Genomic DNA, 17,733 nt, shown 5'->3' with positions numbered 1-17,733 from the left:
CGAATGAAAAAAATTGTCACGATTGTTTCGATGCTGTTTTTAGCAATTTTAGCAGTGATCACGCTGTTTCCCTTTGTCTATATGATTTTAGCTGGTCTAATGACCTACAGTGAAGCAACCAGTATTCCACCGACGATCATGCCAGAGTCTTTCCAGTGGAGCAACTACGGGGAAGTTTTTACCCGAGCACCGTTTTTACGCTACTTCTTTAATACGGTCTTCGTTTCCGCGGTGACGACTATCGCGACGCTGATCACTGCGATTCTAGCTGCCTTTGCATTGACTAGTCTTGAATTCAAATACAAACGGTTAGTTATCGGATTGATGATCTCGTTATTGATGGTTCCATATGAATCGATCATCTTTACCAATTACAATACGATTGCTCGAATGGGCTTATTGAATACGTATAGTGCCTTGATCATTCCGTTTCTGACCAGTATTTTTTACATCTATTATTTAAACGGTTATTTACAAAGTATTTCTAATACCTTTTATAAGGCAGCCAAAATTGACGGTGCCAGCGACCTAGCTTATATCCGCCGAATTTTGATCCCCATGTCTAAACCAGCCTTGGTGACAGTCGGGATTCTGACGTTCATCTCTAGCTGGAATTCTTTCTTATGGCCGTTGTTAGTGACGAATGAGAAAAAATACCGTCTCTTAAATAATGGATTGGCTGCCTTTACCACAGAAAGCGGCAGTGACGTTCATTTACAAATGGCGGCAGCGACCTTGACCGTCATTCCAATTCTGATCATTTACTTGATCTTTAGAAAAGAAATTATCAAAGGAGTGGCTAAAGATGGCATCAAAGGATAAAACAACGATCACCTTCCATAGCGGAATTTTAACGATTGGAGGAACCGTCATCGAAGTTGCGTACAAAGATGCCCATATCTTTTTTGATTTCGGTTCGGAGTATCATCCAGAAACACCCTTACCAGATGAAGAATTACAAACGTTAGTTGCGCATCGCTGGATACCAGAACTGAAAAATGTCTACGATCCACGCTTAGACTACACGTACCAAGGAAGCGAAACGAAAGAATACCAAGAAACAGCAGTTTTTCTTTCCCACGCCCATCTGGATCATTCCAAGATGATCAACTTTTTAGACCCAAATATTCCTATGTACACCTTGAAGGAAACCAAAGCGATCCTCGAAGTATTGAATCAAAAAGGGGACTTCTTGCTGCCCGTTCCTCATGAAGAAAAAAGCTTTGTCCGTGAATTGATCGGCTTAGAACCCCATGATGTGATTCGGGTCGGGGAAATCGAAGTCGAGATCATTCCAGTCGATCATGATGCGTACGGTGCGGCGGCCTTGTTAATTCGCACGCCGGATCATTTTATCGCTTATACCGGTGATTTGCGTTTGCATGGCTATCATCCAGAGCGTACCAAAGAATTCTGTCAATTAGCCAAACACACGGATCTATTGATGATGGAAGGGGTCAGCATCAGCTTCCCAGAAAGAGAACCGGACCCCAAAGCGATCACGGTGGAAAGTGAAACAGAATTGATTGAGACCTTCGTGCGTTTGGTCAAAGAAAATCCCCAACGACAAATTACCTTCAATGGCTATCCAGCCAATGTTGAGCGCTTTATGGCGCTTGTTGAAGCCGCGCCGCGGACGGTTGTTTTAGAGGCGACGCAAGCTGCTTTGTTGAAAGAAATTTTCAATAAAGATGTACCGTTCTATACGATCGATGATCAAGTACCAGCGACTCTCGATCCAGCCTTCGCCATTTCTTATCAGGCATTATGTGCCGACACGAGCCAGTACCTTTGGCAAGCAGTCGCGCATTTTGAAAACTTGCAAACAGGTGGATTGTATATTCACAGTGATGCGCAGCCGTTAGGCGATTTTGATCCAGCTTATCAAGTCTTTTTGGATCAACTGGCAGCACTGGAGATCGAATTTGTCCGTTTGCCAAACTCGGGACATGCGAAACCAGCTGATTTAGATCAGATCATTGCATGGATCGAGCCCCAACGATTGGTTCCAATCCATACGCTGAAACCAGAAAATCTGGTGAATCCGTATGGTGAAAGAATATTGCCGCAACGCGGTGAAAAAATTATTTTAGAGTGATAGAGGAGAGGAAAAAATGAAAACAAAGAAACTTGCATTTGCAGCAGCTGCAGCCGCGACATTGGTATTAGGGGCTTGTGGAAACAACAACGATTCATCTGGTTCTACCGAAAGTGATGAAATCGTTACAGAACTAAGCGAAGATACGACTGTCACCTTTTGGCATGCAATGAATGGTGCGCAAGAAGAATCATTGACGAAATTGACGGAGCAATTCATGGACGAAAATCCAAACATCAAGATCGAATTGCAAAACCAATCCAGCTACTCTGATCTACAAGCAAAGGTGAATTCAACCTTGCCTTCACCAAAAGATCTACCAACTATCACCCAAGCATATCCTGGTTGGTTATGGAATGCTGCCCAAGATGACATGTTGGTTGACCTTGGCGAATACATCAACGATGATACTATCGGTTGGGGTGACCAAGAAGAGATCCGCAGTGCCCTTTTAGAAGGCGCGCAGATCGACGGCGTGCAATACGGGATTCCTTTCAACAAATCAACAGAAATGCTGTTCTACAATGCAGACATGTTAGACGAGTATGGTATTGACGTACCGACAAACCTTGAAGAATTAAAAGAAGCTTCTCAAGAAATCTTTGAAAAATCAAACGGTGAAGTAGTAGGTGCTGGTTTTGACTCATTAAACAACTACTACGCCATCGCAATGAAAAACCAAGGTGTTGATTTTGACAAAGACTTGCAACTAGACAGCGATGAATCAAAAGAAGTCATCAACTACTACCTGGATGGTGTCAAAGAGGGCTACTTCCGAATCGCTGGTTCTGATCAATACTTGTCTGGACCATTTGCCAACGAGCAAGTCGCAATGTATGTCGGCTCAATCGCAGGGGAAGGTTTTGTTAAAAAAGATACCGAAGGCAAATTTGAATATGACGTAGCAGCTCGTCCAGAACCAATCAACTTGCAACAAGGAACTGACTTGTACATGTTCAACAGCGCAACACCAGAGCAACGTACTGCTGCTTTTGAATACATGAAATTCTTGACTTCTCCAGAAGCGCAAAAAACATGGGCAATCGATACCGGCTACATGCCAGTTGTTGAATCTGTTTTGGAAAGCGATGAATACAAAAACAATCCTGAAACAAAAGTGGCTGCCAAATTAGAAGATGCAACCAAAGAATTGTTCTCGATCCCAGTGATTGAAAATGCTGATCCTGCTTACAATGAAATGCGTTCAATCATGGAAAACATTTTGTCTAATACAGATCAAGATGTCGATCAATTGATTGAAAACGCAAAACCACAATTAGAAGATGCTTGGAACCAATAATTCTGAATTTCTTCGTCAAAATAGGGTATAATCAGGGAAACACCTGAGATGAAACACCAAAGGGTTTGTATCATAAGGTTTGAAGACGCAAGGAAGCAAAATTTGCTGGCTTTCGAGGGTTTTCGACTTATGCGCATGCCCTTTTGGTGTATTGAGGGGAAAAGGAGTCTTTTGAATGAAAATCACGTTTTTAGAAACGAGCGATATGCATGGCTATGTTTATCCAACCAATTTTGCCGATGACACGGAACAAGGATTCGGCGTGGCAAAAGTTGCCACCAAAATGAAAGAACTGCGCCAAGCAGCCACCGGACCGGTCGTAACGATCGAAAATGGCGACTTTATCCAAGGCTCGCCCTTAAGCTATTACATTGCCAAAAGCCAGCACTCCGTTGCCGCATTGACCGCTGTCGTCAACCACCTAGACGTTGATGTTCATGTCTTAGGCAATCATGAGTTCAACTACGGTCTGCCTTATTTGCAAGAAGCGATCGCCAGCTACCAAACGCCGGTACTTGCAGCCAATATTTTAAATGAAGCGGGGGAACCATTCTTTGGGCAAGCTTACACCATCATTGAAAAAGAAGGGGTAAAGATCGCGATTTTAGGAATGGTGACGCCCTATATTCCTCATTGGGAACAACCTGCGACGATTCGCGGGATGCAGTTTGTCAGCATCGTTGAGACAGCGAAAAACTATGTACCTTACTTACGAGAACAAGCCGATATTGTTGTTGTCAGTTATCATGGCGGCTTCGAGCGTGATTTAGTCACTGGGGAACCGACTGAATTATTGACCGGCGAAAATGAGGGCTATCAATTATTGCAGGAAGTCTCAGGAATCGATGCCTTCTTCACAGGACACCAGCATCGTGAGATCGCCACAAAAATCAATGGTGTTCCCGTTGTACAGCCCGGTTATCGTGGAAGCTTTATCGGCGCCATCGAATTGACGGTTGAAAAAAATCAGACAGGGGTTCATGTCACAAACAGTACGGCTGCGTTGATCCCTGTTGCGGATGCTGTCCCAGATCAAGAGACGTTGGCTTTGTTAGCACCCATCGAAGAAGAGTTACAAACATGGCTAGATCAGCCGTTAGGCAAAGTCAGTGGGGATATGCGAATCACCGATCCGATGGGGGCACGCTTGAAAGAGCATCCTTATATTGAATTCATCAATCGTGTTCAGATGGCTGCCAGTGGCGCCAAAATTTCTGGCACTGCTCTTTTCAACAATGAAGGCAAAGGCTTTGGCGCAACCATCACGATGCGGGATGTGATTACCAATTATATTTACCCAAATACGTTAGCTGTAGTCAAAATAACAGGTGCCGAATTAAAAGCTGCTTTAGAACAAACGGCGGATTATTTAGCCGTTGTTGACGGTCAGATCGTTTTCAATCCTGCTTTTATTGAACCAAAACCGCAATATTATAACTACGATATGTATGAAGGCATCGAGTATACGATCGATCTTAGTCAACCCGTTGGTCAACGAATCACCCGTTTGGACTTTGAAGAAAAAGCCATTGCGATGGACCAGGAATTAGAGATCGTCATCAACCAATACCGTGCCGTGGGCGGTGGCAACTACGCCATGTTTTCTGCCGAAAAAATCGTTCGTGAGATTCAAGTCGATATGACGGAACTGATTGCTGACTATTTGAAACAGCATCCTCAGATCGAAGCCACGACGAATCAAAACTTTCTAGTGACGTTATAATAGCAAAACAGCCTGCGATGAATGAATCATCGCAGGCTGTTTCTTAATTTTCTACATTACGTACATAGTCATCAAAGTATTTTACCAAATCCGCTTTGACTTGTTGATAGTCTTCTTCGGAATAGTCTTTGTCTTCTAGTTTTGCTTCGAAAAATGGCATGGCCAATTCTTCTCGTAAACGATCCAACACTTGTTCTTGGTTCATAACGTCACCTTTTTCACTTTTGATTTGATTTCATCATAACAAATGAAATGAGGCTGTCAATGCTTCGTAAGTGTCTTTCATTTTTTCTAAACGATTTTTTAAAGAAACAAAATCATCGTCATCATGAAAAAGGACTTGTTTTAATTCAAAATAATAGATCTCAAAAGCATCAAAGAAAGCAATGACTTCCGCTGTTTGCAGCTCTTTGGCAGTATCGCAGCGAATATAGGCTTTTTCAGCGATCGCATACGTTTCCGCAGTCGTTAATAGGACCAATGATTCATTGTATTTGCGGCTCGTCACTAGTTCAAAGGTTGATTGACATTTATTGTAGATATTAGAAAAATCTTTGAGCACGAGTTCCTTTGGTGTTTTATCAAACATGGGGGAATCCTCCAAAACTTTATTTTTTGAATAAGACGCAGACACATTCTGGTGCGTAGATGTCTTTTTCTAAGACAGTCAATTTGCCAGTGGCTTCATTGCGTTTGTATAACGTTAGGTTATCAGAATTTTGGTTGGCACAAACCAGATAATCGTTTGTCGGGTCCAAATCGAAATCGCGAGGGAAGTCGCCTTCTGTTGAGATTGATTGAACAAAAGCCAGGCCAGCGCCTTCATCGGTTACTTCAAAAACAGCGATTGAATTATGACCGCGATTTGAGCTGTAAACAAAACGTCCATCGTTCGAGATACGTACCGCAGCGCCACTGTTGAAATCCGTAAAGTCCGCAGGGATCGTTGGCACCTTTTGGATTTTCTCAAAACTGCCATCTGCTTGATTGTAACGTAAAACAGTCAATGAGCTGTCTAATTCGCCCACTAAGTAAGCGTATTGGTTATTTGGATGGAAGACTAAGTGACGAGGACCAGTTCCGTCTTCTGCCACATAGACAGCTACTTCTGTCAGTTTGCCATCTTCTGAAATATCATAAGTATAGACCCGGTCCGTTCCAAGGTCACAAACTGCTAAACGTTGGTCTGGTGTTAAGTCAGTATAATGGACATGAGGTTTGTCTTGGTTTTCATGAGAGCCGACGGGTTCATCATGGTAGATGCTGTCCGTTGCTTCGATGCTGCCATCTTCTAGAATTTTATAAACATTCACTTCACCTTTGTGGTAGTTGGCACCATATAAAAGCTGACGGGTTTCATCAACTGCTACATAGCAAAGGGGTGCGCCTTCTTCCGTTGCGGTATTCAGCAAGGTAAAGTCTGGGGTATAAGCAGCGGCACCGCCGTTGCCAGCTACTTCTGTGACGCTGTAAACTGCTTCTTTTTTACTGCGGGCAAGATAAGTCGGACTTTTTTCTTCCGCACATAAGGTCAAATCGGTCAGTGTTCCTTTTTCCGTATCTAAAGCGATCGAATAGATCCCCTTACTTTCGCGACGAGTGTACGTACCTAAATAAATCGTTTGCAACATAAAAAAACCTCCTAATAGTTTCATTCCTATTTAATTCTACCATAGAATGCGGTTTTGGGCGGGTAGAAAAACTCTTTATGTTATAATAAACGAGAAGATAGAAAGGGGAGTTTGTCATATGAAAAAAGGGACGATCAAAGAAATCGGTCCACAGGCGATCGATTCGCAAGAAAGAATGATCATCTTCTTTGGGGAAGAAGCGACCGATACATTGCGAGAATATTCAGTCATCCAAACGATTCCTGATTCGCAAGCGTTAGTCGTAAAGAAAGAGGATCAGATTACTTTTGGTGATCAGACCTATCAAGTCCAATATGTAGGAACGGTGGCTAACCAAATCCTGCAAACGATCCAGCATGTGACCTTTGTCTTTGACGAAGTGCCGGATGAAGAACCGCTTTCAAGTGCGATTTATTTAACGCCAACTGTTTTGCCGAACCTAGAAGTCGGCATGCAAGTGACGTACAACTAGGAGGCAAAGAATGTCATGAAAGAAACGCAGAAAAAGCCGCATTCCTGGTTTTGGAAATGGTTTTTAAACAATCAAGCAGTGACCAGCTTGCTGGTCATTTTATTGATTCTCTTAATTTTGCTGCTCTTCACGAAAGTTTCATATTTGTTTGAGCCTGTCTGGCAATTTTTAGCCATCGTCGGATTGCCAATCATTTTGGCGGGGATCTTGTATTACTTGATGAATCCCACTGTTGACTATTTGGAGCGCAAAGGAATCAAACGAATTTACAGTATTTTTGGTCTTTTTGTTTTGGTGGTTGGTCTGATTGTCTGGGGGGTGGTGGTCATCATTCCTAAGATCCAAGAGCAATCCATGAGTTTTGCGGATAATCTGCCGGGGTATTTGACGATTATTGAGAATAAGGTGAATGAAATCTTGTCTGATCCAATCTTCTCGCAAGTCCAAGATCAGATCGAAGCTTCCAATGAGAAGTTGATTTCTTCTCTGACGGATATCGTCCAAAATCTTTCCCGCAGTACGATTCAAAATCTAGGTAGTTTCTTCGGGGCCGTTGCGACGATCGTTTTAGCGGTCATTACCATGCCGTTTATTTTGTTCTACCTACTGAAAGATGGCCGCAAACTAGCCCCTTATTTTGTCAAATTTTTACCAACCAAAATGCGCCAGCCGTCACTGATCGTTTTAAAAGAAATGAATGACCAGGTATCCTCCTATATTCGGGGACAGCTGACAGTGGCGTTTGCGGTCGCAGTGATGTTTATGATCGGCTTTAGTATTATTGGCTTAGATTATGCCATCACACTGGGGATTGCAGCGGGATTTCTAAATTTGATCCCTTATTTAGGCTCCTTTTTGGCCATGATCCCTGCGGTTTTTTTAGGAATCGTCGGCGGACCAGTGTTACTGATCCAAGTTCTGATCGTTTTTGTTATTGAGCAAACCATTGAAGGACGCTTGATTTCGCCATTAGTTCTAGGAAATGAGTTGTCGATCCATCCTGTCACGATCCTGTTAGTCCTCTTGACTTCAGGAAAATTGTTTGGTCTTGTTGGGGTCATTTTAGGGATTCCTGTCTATGCGGCTGCCAAGGTGATCATTACCCATGTGTTTGAATGGTATACGCGGGTTTCCTCCTTGTATGAAGAGGAAGAACCAATCCTCGAAGCACCACCAGAGGACACCCCAGAAGTTTAGCAGCTTCGAGTGCAAAAGAGTCCATACGTATTATCAACGGTACAGCCTTTTTCTGTGGGCTGTACCTTTTTTGTGCGGATAAAAGAGCCAGCAATCATTGGAAAGTAACGGAAGATTTACAACCTATGAACGATGATTTGTGAGAAATCGACAGCTCTTTATTCAATAGAAAGAGCGAGGGAGTAGTGTCTTGGACCCGATTGACTTCGCAGGAACAAAAGAATATAATCGAGTTATATAAATCGTTTATATAATGTGACTTGTGCTTAGGGAGGGACTTGGATGCCAAAACAACGAATAACAAAGGAAATGGTGGTTGATGCCGCTTTTGAGATTGCTCGAAAAGGCGGTATGGAGCAAGTGATTGTAAAAAATATTGCGGAAAGGTTAGGCTGTTCAGTCCAGCCCATTTATAGTTATTGCACCAATATGGAAGGACTGCGGACAGAAGTAGAGCAGAGAGCACGGCAATTTTTACAAGAGTTTTTAGAAGCCCATAGTGACACCCAGGATCTGTTTCGCAGTACCGGACACGCATATTTGCAATTGGCGAAAGAAGAACCCCAAATTTTGAGAATTTTTGTCTTACAAAAAAGAGCGAATGTTTCGTCATTAGAAGAGCTGTATCAGTTGGAGACGAATCCTCAAGTAGCCCAAAGGATTGCCGCCGATTTGAATATTAGCATAGAAACCGCCAAACAGCTACACATGCATATGCTCATTTACACGATCGGAATCGGTACGATTTTCGCAGTAACGACACCTGGTATTCCACTAGATGAAATCTATGCACAACAGGAAAAAGCTTACGAGATGTTTTTGAAACAGGCAATAGATGGCGCAAAAAGTAGGTCGCAGTCCTAACTGCAGGGAGGAATTCCTCATGAAAAATGGCATTATTGTTTATCAATCGAAATACGGCGCTGTCAAAAAGTATGTCCACTGGCTTCAAGAAGCAACAGGTTTTCCCTGCCTAGAAACCCCAAAAGCCAAAATAGCTGAAGTAATGGATTATGACACAATTATCTTCTGTGGGGGAATCTATGCTTCGGGTATTGCTGGACTGTCCTTTTTAAAAAAGAATAGCAATCAGCTAAAAGGCAAAGAGATACTCATCTTTTGTGCGGGAGCTTCTGTTCCTGAAAAAGTGGTAGTGAAAAAACTCAGAGAACAGAATCTCACGGGTCCGCTAAAGGACATCCCCTTTTTTTACGGAAGAGGACAATGGCAGGAAAGCAAAATGAACTTTTTCGATCGAACCTTAGTGAAAATGTTAAGAAAAGCGGCCGCTAAAAAAGAGCCACACACCTATGACCCACAGACGAAGGTACTCATGGAAGCCAATGGACAAGATTGCGATTGGACGGATAAAAAATACTTGGTTCCGTTGGTGGATTATTTGGAGCAGGAATTGTATTGAACGAGCACAAGCGCTTTATTGAGGTTTTATGAATCAAATGAGCAATAAGTGACCAGAGTGTAAGAACAGAACAAAATTAGTTTACTGCGAATAGATTTTTTGTTGTGACACCAAGAGTCTGCAACTAAGTTCTTAAAATTGTTTGATCTATTCCTAAAATTCAATGAGTAAGTAGAATGCCGATCACGCATGAGAGGATGTCTTATGCGTGACGGTTTTTTTGTTTATAGCTTATCTTAATAGAAAAAACGGGAGTAGCTGATTCCTTTGTTTATAAAATTCTCAGACATTGTATCTAATAGTTCTATTTTTTAGCTTTGCATGATGAACACTTTTGTGAAGCTGAACGTTAAACCAGGTCTTTCAAGTGCTAAAAAAATAAGCAGAGAAGCTATCTCTGTATGTACAATGTATATTCTTTCTAAATGCAAGATATCTTTCGTTGCGGGCTTTTTTATGGCTTGGACGGATTTGACATATTGTTGCAAGAAATACATATGGTCGCTGAAAACATTGGTTGCGTATACTGGATGCAAGACAAAAGAAAACCTTGTGAGGTCAAGAAAATGTGGATTTTAGCAATTGATATTGGCGGTACTGCTATTAAATGTGGGTTAGTGAATAGTCAAGGGGAACGCAGACAATTGACTCAATTTCCTATGAACAAGGAATATTCCACAGTCACGCAACGTATATGTCGACAGATCGATGCATTCTATGCAGCAGCATTTGATGGCATCGCTATTAGCTCAACGGGACTGGTTGATCCACAAAGCCAAGAAATCGGGATGACATCACCTTTATATGAAGGATTTGGTAAAAGACTGGTTAAGCATTTGCGCAGTACATACCAATGTCCAGTTGCTGCCGAAAATGATGGCAACTGTGCGCTATTGGCAGAAAAATGGTTGGGTCACGCTCAAAATTGTGCGTCCTTTGCGACAATTGTCCTAGGTACATCCGTTGGCGGTGGCTTGATGATCGATCATCAATTGATTCGCGGCAAACATTTACTAGCAGGAGAGTTTGGTTATCTGCTTTTTCCGACCGAAAGGAAGGATTGGGAACTTTGGAGCATCGCAGGGTCAACCAGAACATTAGTAGAGAAAACAGCAAAACGTATCGGAGACCCAACAATCAATGGCCAGCGTATTGATACACTGGTTCAAGAACAAGATCCGCGATGTCTGCCAGTAGTAGCTGATTTTGTCGATAAACTGGCGGCGGCTTGCTATAGCCTGCAATATATGATTGATCCGGAAATCATCTTGATTGGCGGTGGAATCAGTGCGAGCCGTTTCTTGATCCCACATGTAAACGTACGATTAGCTATGATTGCTGAGCAAATTCCTAGTACTGTTATCGTGCCAAACATTTGTGCCTGTCGTTTCGGCAATGAATCTAATTTATTGGGCGCTTGTTATAACTGGTTAAGAAAATACAAGCCTGATAGCTGACTTGTAAAAAAGCATTGTTTTTTATTAAAATAAAGCGTATTTTATTAGAGTATCATACATTCTTTTCTCCTAAATAAGTACCGATAAATGAAAGCGTTTTTGAGCTTTCGAAATAACAGAGAATAGGTGATGCAAATGGGAAAGTACACGGAACTGAATCGTCAAAAACTATTTAGGGGAATCATTCGTGCCATCAGCTCTTATTTAATCGTGTTTTTAGTGCCTTTTTTAGCCGTGTCATGGATTTGGTATGATACATCTGTCAAAAGTATCAATGAACAAGTGATGCTGACCGCTAGAAATCAATTGATTCAGTTGAAATATTCTTTAGAAAATACGTTTATTCAATTGAATTATCTGACGCAAAAAATGACCAATGATCATGTTGTCTCATTGAAATATTTGCAGCATCCTTACTTGACCAAAGAAGCAAGAGAGGCCATGCAAACGTACAAAATCACCAACGACTTAGTCGAAGAAGTCTATTTATATTATAAAGAGTCCCCAGCAACCTTGTATTCAACCGTAGGATCATTCTCTTTTGACACATTTTTGAAAAAAGTACTGCCGAAAAATGAAATGGGCCAGGAACAGTTAGCCGCACAATTGGATTCCTCAGCGCCTACATTGTTGACATTAGAAGGCGCCGGTGAGGAGCAGCGATATTCCCGTTTCTTTTATATCGTTCCCATTCAAAGTGAAGAGATGACTGTCTATGGCTCAGCGATCTATGAAATCAAAGAGAACAATTTGAAGAGAATTCTTGATCTCAGCAATAACGATGGGATCAGTAACACCTATATTATCAATGATGAGTACCAGTTATTAGCCAGTACCACCAATGATGAGTTAGCGCGCTTTTTAAATCATCCCGAACGCATGAAAAAAGGCATTCAAACAGGACGAATGCGGTTTGAACAATCAACGTATTTTGTTCAAGCGATTGCCAATAATGAATTGAATATTTCAGTTGTAGCCGTTGCTAATCCGAATCAAGCGCTGGCATCGGTCAACCGTGTACAAGAGCAGTTCGTCCTAGTATTTATCGCCATATTATTTACGGGTATCACTGCAGTCGTGATGCTTGGGTTACGTAGTTATCGCCCAATTCGCAAAATCGAAAATCTGGTTCAGGAGTTTCATCGGGACCCCAAAATGACCCTTCATTCGATGGATGATGTCCATAATACGCTAGCGGCATTTTTGGTAGAGCACCAAGAACTGCATCAGGAAGTACGTTTACAAACACCCCATGCGAGAGAACAAGTATTGCGCAAATTAATGAGTGGACGTTTCCGTTCAGAACAAGAATTGGCTCTGCTTTTGGAAGCTGTCCATGTTTGTTTTCCTAAGTCGAATTACTTTGTGATCGCCATTGATACGAAAACTGTTGATACCAAAGCCAAGCAAGGAGATAAGAAATTTTTAATTGATTATATCGAAGAAATCAAAGAGGCTGATTATACGGCATATGCCACTGAAATTTTGTCCACAGAAATGCTGGCATTGACCGTTGGCTTTGTTGATGGCAAAGAACAAAAAGAAATTGTAGATGCTATCGCGGAAAAAATTACCCAAGCGATCTCCCTAACACCCGCAATGGGTGTCGGGATGACGGTGGATCAACTAACGGCTATTAATGAATCGTATATCGAAGGATTGGCGGCACTGGAAAATCAAGGAAGTCAAGGGAAGCAAATCAGCTACTATGCGGAGCTTTCCCAAGAGACCAAACATTTACCGATCAATTATCCAGACAATCAAAAATTAAAATTGATCCAAGCCTTGAATCAAGGAAATATTGAAATTGCCAGTGAAACGATCCAACGTTTGATTGAAGAAGGCGAGAGCAAGCAGACCTCGCCTCGTGTCCAAAAAATGTACGGCTACTACTTGTTGAATACGATTGCGCAAGTCGGCGGTGAATTGGTGGGGGCAGAGGTACTGCATACTGCTTCTGAAAGTGCCGATTTCAACAGCTTGAATCAATTGCAGACGGCCTTGTTAACGATTGCCCAGCAGATTTGTACAAAGGTGCAGAAACAGCCGCTGGATGACGAGTCGGAAATGAATGAGAAAATCTTCAGTTTTATTCAAGAAAATTACCATTCCTCACAGCTCTCCTTGGAATCGGTGGCAGAGGAGGTTGGTGTTTCTGTCTCTTATGTCAGCCGTTTTGTAAAAAAAGAAAGCGGCAAAACCTTCTCCAAATATATTCAAGAACTAAGACTGAAAAAAATCAAAGAGGAACTGATTGAAACAGATTTGCCAATCAAAGAAATTATTCGCAACAATGGGTATTATGATGTTTCCAATTATACGAGAAAGTTCCGAAAAATAGTGGGTGTGACACCAGGGCAATACCGTGAAATGAACCAAAAAATGAGAAATTATTGAAAGTATGGGGGAAAATGAGATGAACAAACAAGTTGATTTGACAAAAGTTCAGCAACGAGCAGCCGTCTTTTTTGAGGAAATAGGTTGGCAGTCGGCGAAAGATCCGTTACCGAAAATAGTGATCGATCCGCAGCTGGATGCTGATTTTCGATTTGAAAACCAAACAATCAGTGTGTCCTCGCCAGAACATGCCTTTTACGCGTTAACCAAATATGGCCGAGATCAGGCGACGGGTCAATTAGCACAGAAAAGCTATCTAGCAGCGCTTAAAGAACGCTGTCTGATGATCGATATTGGGCGCAAATTTTATTCGCTTGCTGATTTGAAAGCAATCGTCCGCAGCATGGCTTGCTTCCAATTCACGCATCTGCAACTTCATTTTTCGGAAAACGAAGGCTTTCGGATTGAATCCCAGCAATTTCCAGAAATTGTTTCGGAAGAATGTTTGACCAAGCAAGAAATTCGTGAATTGATTGCGTATGCTCGAAATCATGCAATTGCCATTATCCCTGATTTTGATTCTCCTGGTCATTTGCGTCAAGTCCTAGCACAAAAACCTCAATGGCAATTGCCGACAGCAGATGGCACTCGTGATGATCGAGCACTGAACATTTTGGATTCAGAAGCGGTAGCCTTTATTCAGGAAGTTTATCGAGAATATGCGCAACTGTTTGAAGACAGCACCTATTTTCACATCGGGGCCGATGAGTTTATTGATTTTGACCAGTTAGAAAACTTTCCACAAATGATCGAAGCTGCCCGCGAGCGCTATGGGGAAAAAGCCAGCGGAATCGAAGTCTTTATTGATTATGTCAATGAGCTGGCGGCCTTTGTTGAAAGTCTCGGCTTTGTTGTGCGGGTCTGGAATGATGGTTTTTACCGCTTGAATCGCCAAGAGCAGACAACGTTGACGGAGAATTGTCAAATCTCCTATTGGACCCGTTGGAACCAGAATATGGCGCCGGCGGATGTCTTTTTTGAAAAGGGCTATACCATGATCAATCACAATGATAATTTTTTCTATTATGTCTTAGGAGAAGCGGCAGGGTATACCTACCCAACTTACGAAAAAATCAGCAATGAATTCCAGTTGACGACGTTTGCCAATGGACAACAAGTTGCACAGGAACAGCTTGCCCAAACACAGGCGATCGCTTTATCCGTCTGGGCGGATGTACCTGAGGCTCAGACTAGTCGTGAAGTGATCCAAGCGATTTTTTGGCTCCAAGCGGCCATTAGCCAAAAAGTTTATAATGAGCCAAATCGACCAAAAGAGACATTTCGAAAGCTTTATGATGGGTGGGAAGCGACACTCAGCTGATTGTTAGAGGAATTGGGTGAAAGGGCACATCGCTGACAATCCCTGTTGTTTTCTTTATGATGAATAAGTTTAGCGACAAGTGAAACAAAAGCCAATAGTATTTTGATAAAATGAACGTAACTCCGAGTGAGGGGAGAAATGGAGCAATAAGTGATCATAGACATTCAACCGTTGAAGAAAAAAGATACCCTTGAAATGGATCAAATGTTTTTAAAGCAAGGGTGGCCTTCTCGCCAGCAGCTCTTGATGGAGTATTTAAACGAGCAAGAAGCGGGGGAGAGATACATTTTGCTTGCCAAAATAAACAACAAAACTGCCGGGTATTTGACATTGGTCCCTCTAGCAAAGCACGGACCATTTAAAGGCTTGTACCCAGAAATTGTGGATTTTAATGTTTTTGAATCTTATCAAAAACAAGGGGTAGGCAGTCAGCTTTTAAAAGCAGCCGAAGAAAAGGCACGAGAAATAGCTGCCGTGGTGACATTAGGGGTAGGTTTACACAATGGTTATGGATCGGCCCAGAGACTGTATGTAAAACAAGGCTATATTCCAGATGGATCTGGTGTTTGGTTCAATAATCAGAATTGTGCGATGAATGTGCCTTGTTGTAACAATGACGATCTTGTTCTTTATTTGTCTAAGGAACTTTGACCCTCCCGTGGTAAGTACCTTTAAAAAAGGATTAATCCCGCAGCTTGTTTGCATGTTCTCATCACCTGTTCAACAAGCTAGCTCGCTACTTTCGTATAAGCGAATTTGGGGAGTTTTTGAAAAAATAGCCATAAAAAATGACTAGAAACGATCAGTTTCTAGTCATTTTTTTGTAAAGAAAGTAAGGACAATGTTTTTGTATCAATAAAATATTCATTTAGGACAGTGCAATAGGCGCTTATATTTCTTTTAAAGTGATTTCGACCACTGGTACCAACACATCTGGGGAGCAGACGGGTAAGCTGAGAACAAGGTCCTCTTTGTTGATGATGGCTTCCGTTGACGTGAGAACTTCCTCGGGATCAAATCCTCGATAAAACAACTCGGAGCCATCATGTAAGAAACGGATATGCTTCACGCATCCTGCAAGTCCCGGAAGATGCAAGGATTTGTAGGGGTAGGAGAAGAGGTGCAAGTAAAGTTTATTCCCGTTTTGGGTGTAACGACTGTCAATAGGCGGTTGAAAAGTGCTGGCACCACAGCCGATAATCGCTTGCTGATGATAATGCATCCATGAACCGATGGCTTCTAAATGGCCGCGAGTTGGTAAGTTGATTTCTCCACGAGCATTCGGGCCGATATTTAAGAGAAAGTTCCCATCTTTTGCTACTGTGTCAATCAGCATTTTGGTCATCATTTCACTGGATTTCCAGTGCTGAGCATCACGATCATAGCCCCACGTTTCGTACATCGTTTGGCACGCTTCCCATATTAAAGGCAATCCATTCGCTTCTAATGGTTTGTCTGGTTGGAATTGCTCAGGGGTGGTAATCCCTCGGCCCAAATCCAAACGGTCATTCAGTAACATCTCCGGCTGTAGACTTCGGCAAATTTCTTCGATCCGCTTACTATCCCAATCGGCGGCACCCTTGCCTTTTGACCAGCCCCAATCTCGATGGCTATAAGGAAAATCAAACCACATATAATCGATGGTTCCATAATTGGTCAATAGTTCGGTGACTTGACCAGCCAAAAAATCTTGATAACGGCGCATGTCCCGCTGGTCATTGGCTTGACGGGCTTGAATAGTCTCTCGTTGCGGATGCAGGCCGTCGAGCGTGAAATCTGGATGATACCAATCGATCAGCGAATGATACAGTCCGACCTTAATGCCTACCTTGCGAAATGCCGGCAGCAGTTCTGCTAAGAGGTCTCGCTTGAATGGGGTGTTGGTTACTTTGTAGTCGCTGAGCGCGGTGTCCCAAAGGGCAAAGCCTTCATGATGTTTCGTCGTGAAGACCATGTATTGAAAACCGGCCTTCTTTGCGGTTTGAGCCCATTCCTCCGCGTTGAAAAGATCAGGATCAAACTGAGAAAAATAGTTCTCGCGATAGGTGGTGGGTTCAATTTTTTCTGTCGTCATAAACCATTCGTGTCGAGCGCCAATACTGAATAGGCCGAAATGGATGAATAAGCCAAACCGATCATGGAGGAACCAGTTTGGATCAGGGTAGTTGGCAGGCCAATTCTTATACGTTCTCATTAAAAATCACTCCTTTTTCACTCACTTAAAGAAATTCTGTATTCGTCATGACTGTTTCTTGAATTTTCCAGCCATCTGCTTCCTTAACGAAAGTATGGTAAGCCTCTGTGATGTGATCACGGTAGGAAGAATCTTTTGGGCTGATCGTTTTCTGCTGCGCCGCGACCAGCATGGATCCTGTCTCTTGTTTAACGACTTCAAAAGAAAGCAGCGTGTGCTGCAGCTGTTCTTCTGCAAAAAAAGCAGCCAATTCTTGGCTCGTCTCTGCTCGCGCCGCTGCCACGAGCGTGGCGGTATAAGCTGTCGCATCTTGGTCAGAGGCTGCTTGTAAATTTTCTTTCAGCACTGCCAAACAAGCCTCCGCCGCTGCTTGATTTGTAATATTACCTGTCATCTCCAGTTTTTCTGAAGGTTGGGCATGAACTGGAGCAGAAGAATCGGTTGTTAGAAAATAGAGAAAGAATAGGCTAACAACAGCCAGCAAACTCACGATGATGGTTCGGCGCAGCAAGGATGTTTTCAT

Annotated in this window: 17 protein-coding genes; 12 read left to right on the top strand and 5 right to left on the bottom strand. The window is 42.5% G+C overall.

Annotation, left to right across the window (positions count from 1 at the left end; all coding sequences use genetic code 11):
- Positions 1–3: 3 nt before the first annotated feature.
- From A5882_RS02155 to A5882_RS02140, 4 genes are all read left to right on the top strand, one after another.
- A complete protein-coding gene (locus tag A5882_RS02155; RefSeq protein WP_005228015.1) occupies positions 4–822 on the top strand; it encodes a carbohydrate ABC transporter permease in 819 nt (272 codons plus the stop codon).
- The gene (locus A5882_RS02150) at positions 806–2,098 is read left to right on the top strand and encodes an MBL fold metallo-hydrolase (RefSeq protein WP_005228016.1); all 1,293 of its coding nucleotides are present in this window, start codon (positions 806–808) and stop codon (positions 2,096–2,098) included. The genes A5882_RS02155 and A5882_RS02150 overlap by 17 nt, the downstream gene beginning before the upstream one ends.
- Positions 2,099–2,114: 16 nt before the next feature.
- Positions 2,115–3,398, top strand: coding sequence for an ABC transporter substrate-binding protein (locus A5882_RS02145; RefSeq protein ID WP_005233730.1), 1,284 nt, complete (start codon positions 2,115–2,117; stop codon positions 3,396–3,398).
- Positions 3,399–3,573: 175 nt separating this feature from the next.
- The gene (locus tag A5882_RS02140) at positions 3,574–5,121 is read left to right on the top strand and encodes a bifunctional UDP-sugar hydrolase/5'-nucleotidase (RefSeq protein ID WP_005228018.1); all 1,548 of its coding nucleotides are present in this window, start codon (positions 3,574–3,576) and stop codon (positions 5,119–5,121) included.
- 43 nt (positions 5,122–5,164) lie between these two features.
- On the opposite strand, the gene A5882_RS19700 is transcribed toward A5882_RS02140, so the two are convergent.
- The 3 genes from A5882_RS19700 to A5882_RS02125 are packed head-to-tail and all read right to left on the bottom strand — an operon-like array spanning position 5,165 to position 6,752.
- Positions 5,165–5,326 (bottom strand): hypothetical protein, encoded by a 162-nt coding sequence (locus A5882_RS19700; RefSeq protein WP_005233739.1) that lies wholly within the window; start codon positions 5,324–5,326, stop codon positions 5,165–5,167.
- Between the two features lie 33 nt (positions 5,327–5,359).
- The gene (locus A5882_RS02130) at positions 5,360–5,710 is read right to left on the bottom strand and encodes a hypothetical protein (protein ID WP_005233740.1); all 351 of its coding nucleotides are present in this window, start codon (positions 5,708–5,710) and stop codon (positions 5,360–5,362) included.
- Between the two features lie 19 nt (positions 5,711–5,729).
- Complete coding sequence (locus A5882_RS02125) at positions 5,730–6,752, bottom strand: lactonase family protein (RefSeq protein ID WP_086372381.1); 1,023 nt, start codon at positions 6,750–6,752, stop codon at positions 5,730–5,732.
- Positions 6,753–6,870: 118 nt separating this feature from the next.
- Between A5882_RS02125 and A5882_RS02120 the strand changes: the two genes are divergently transcribed.
- From A5882_RS02120 to A5882_RS02080, 8 genes are all read left to right on the top strand, one after another.
- Entirely contained in the window at positions 6,871–7,224 is a 354-nt protein-coding gene (locus A5882_RS02120) for a PTS glucitol/sorbitol transporter subunit IIA (RefSeq protein WP_034872148.1), read from the top strand.
- A gap of 15 nt (positions 7,225–7,239) precedes the next feature.
- Complete coding sequence (locus A5882_RS02115) at positions 7,240–8,421, top strand: AI-2E family transporter (protein WP_005233743.1); 1,182 nt, start codon at positions 7,240–7,242, stop codon at positions 8,419–8,421.
- Between the two features lie 282 nt (positions 8,422–8,703).
- On the top strand, positions 8,704–9,285 hold the full coding sequence (locus A5882_RS02110; protein ID WP_086372380.1) for a TetR/AcrR family transcriptional regulator: 582 nt from the start codon (positions 8,704–8,706) through the stop codon (positions 9,283–9,285).
- Between the two features lie 19 nt (positions 9,286–9,304).
- Complete coding sequence (locus tag A5882_RS02105) at positions 9,305–9,841, top strand: flavodoxin domain-containing protein (RefSeq protein WP_008379457.1); 537 nt, start codon at positions 9,305–9,307, stop codon at positions 9,839–9,841.
- 530 nt (positions 9,842–10,371) lie between these two features.
- Positions 10,372–11,298 carry an ROK family protein gene (locus A5882_RS02095; RefSeq protein ID WP_086372379.1) on the top strand — a complete coding sequence of 309 codons (927 nt, stop codon included), beginning with the start codon at positions 10,372–10,374 and terminating at the stop codon, positions 11,296–11,298.
- Positions 11,299–11,427: 129 nt separating this feature from the next.
- A complete protein-coding gene (locus A5882_RS02090; RefSeq protein ID WP_086372378.1) occupies positions 11,428–13,695 on the top strand; it encodes a helix-turn-helix domain-containing protein in 2,268 nt (755 codons plus the stop codon).
- A 19-nt stretch (positions 13,696–13,714) separates the two neighbouring features.
- The gene (locus A5882_RS02085; RefSeq protein WP_086372377.1) at positions 13,715–15,016 is read left to right on the top strand and encodes a family 20 glycosylhydrolase; all 1,302 of its coding nucleotides are present in this window, start codon (positions 13,715–13,717) and stop codon (positions 15,014–15,016) included.
- A gap of 150 nt (positions 15,017–15,166) precedes the next feature.
- Positions 15,167–15,667 carry a GNAT family N-acetyltransferase gene (locus A5882_RS02080; protein ID WP_086372376.1) on the top strand — a complete coding sequence of 167 codons (501 nt, stop codon included), beginning with the start codon at positions 15,167–15,169 and terminating at the stop codon, positions 15,665–15,667.
- 238 nt (positions 15,668–15,905) lie between these two features.
- On the opposite strand, the gene A5882_RS02075 is transcribed toward A5882_RS02080, so the two are convergent.
- Positions 15,906–17,210 carry an alpha-L-fucosidase gene (locus tag A5882_RS02075; protein WP_086372375.1) on the bottom strand — a complete coding sequence of 435 codons (1,305 nt, stop codon included), beginning with the start codon at positions 17,208–17,210 and terminating at the stop codon, positions 15,906–15,908.
- A 25-nt stretch (positions 17,211–17,235) separates the two neighbouring features.
- Complete coding sequence (locus tag A5882_RS02070; RefSeq protein WP_086372374.1) at positions 17,236–17,733, bottom strand: hypothetical protein; 498 nt, start codon at positions 17,731–17,733, stop codon at positions 17,236–17,238.

The sequence above is a fragment of the Enterococcus sp. 4E1_DIV0656 genome, assembly GCF_002140695.1.
Lineage (GTDB): Bacteria > Bacillota > Bacilli > Lactobacillales > Enterococcaceae > Enterococcus_D > Enterococcus_D entomosocium.
This window is presented reverse-complemented; position numbering and strand designations above follow the sequence as displayed.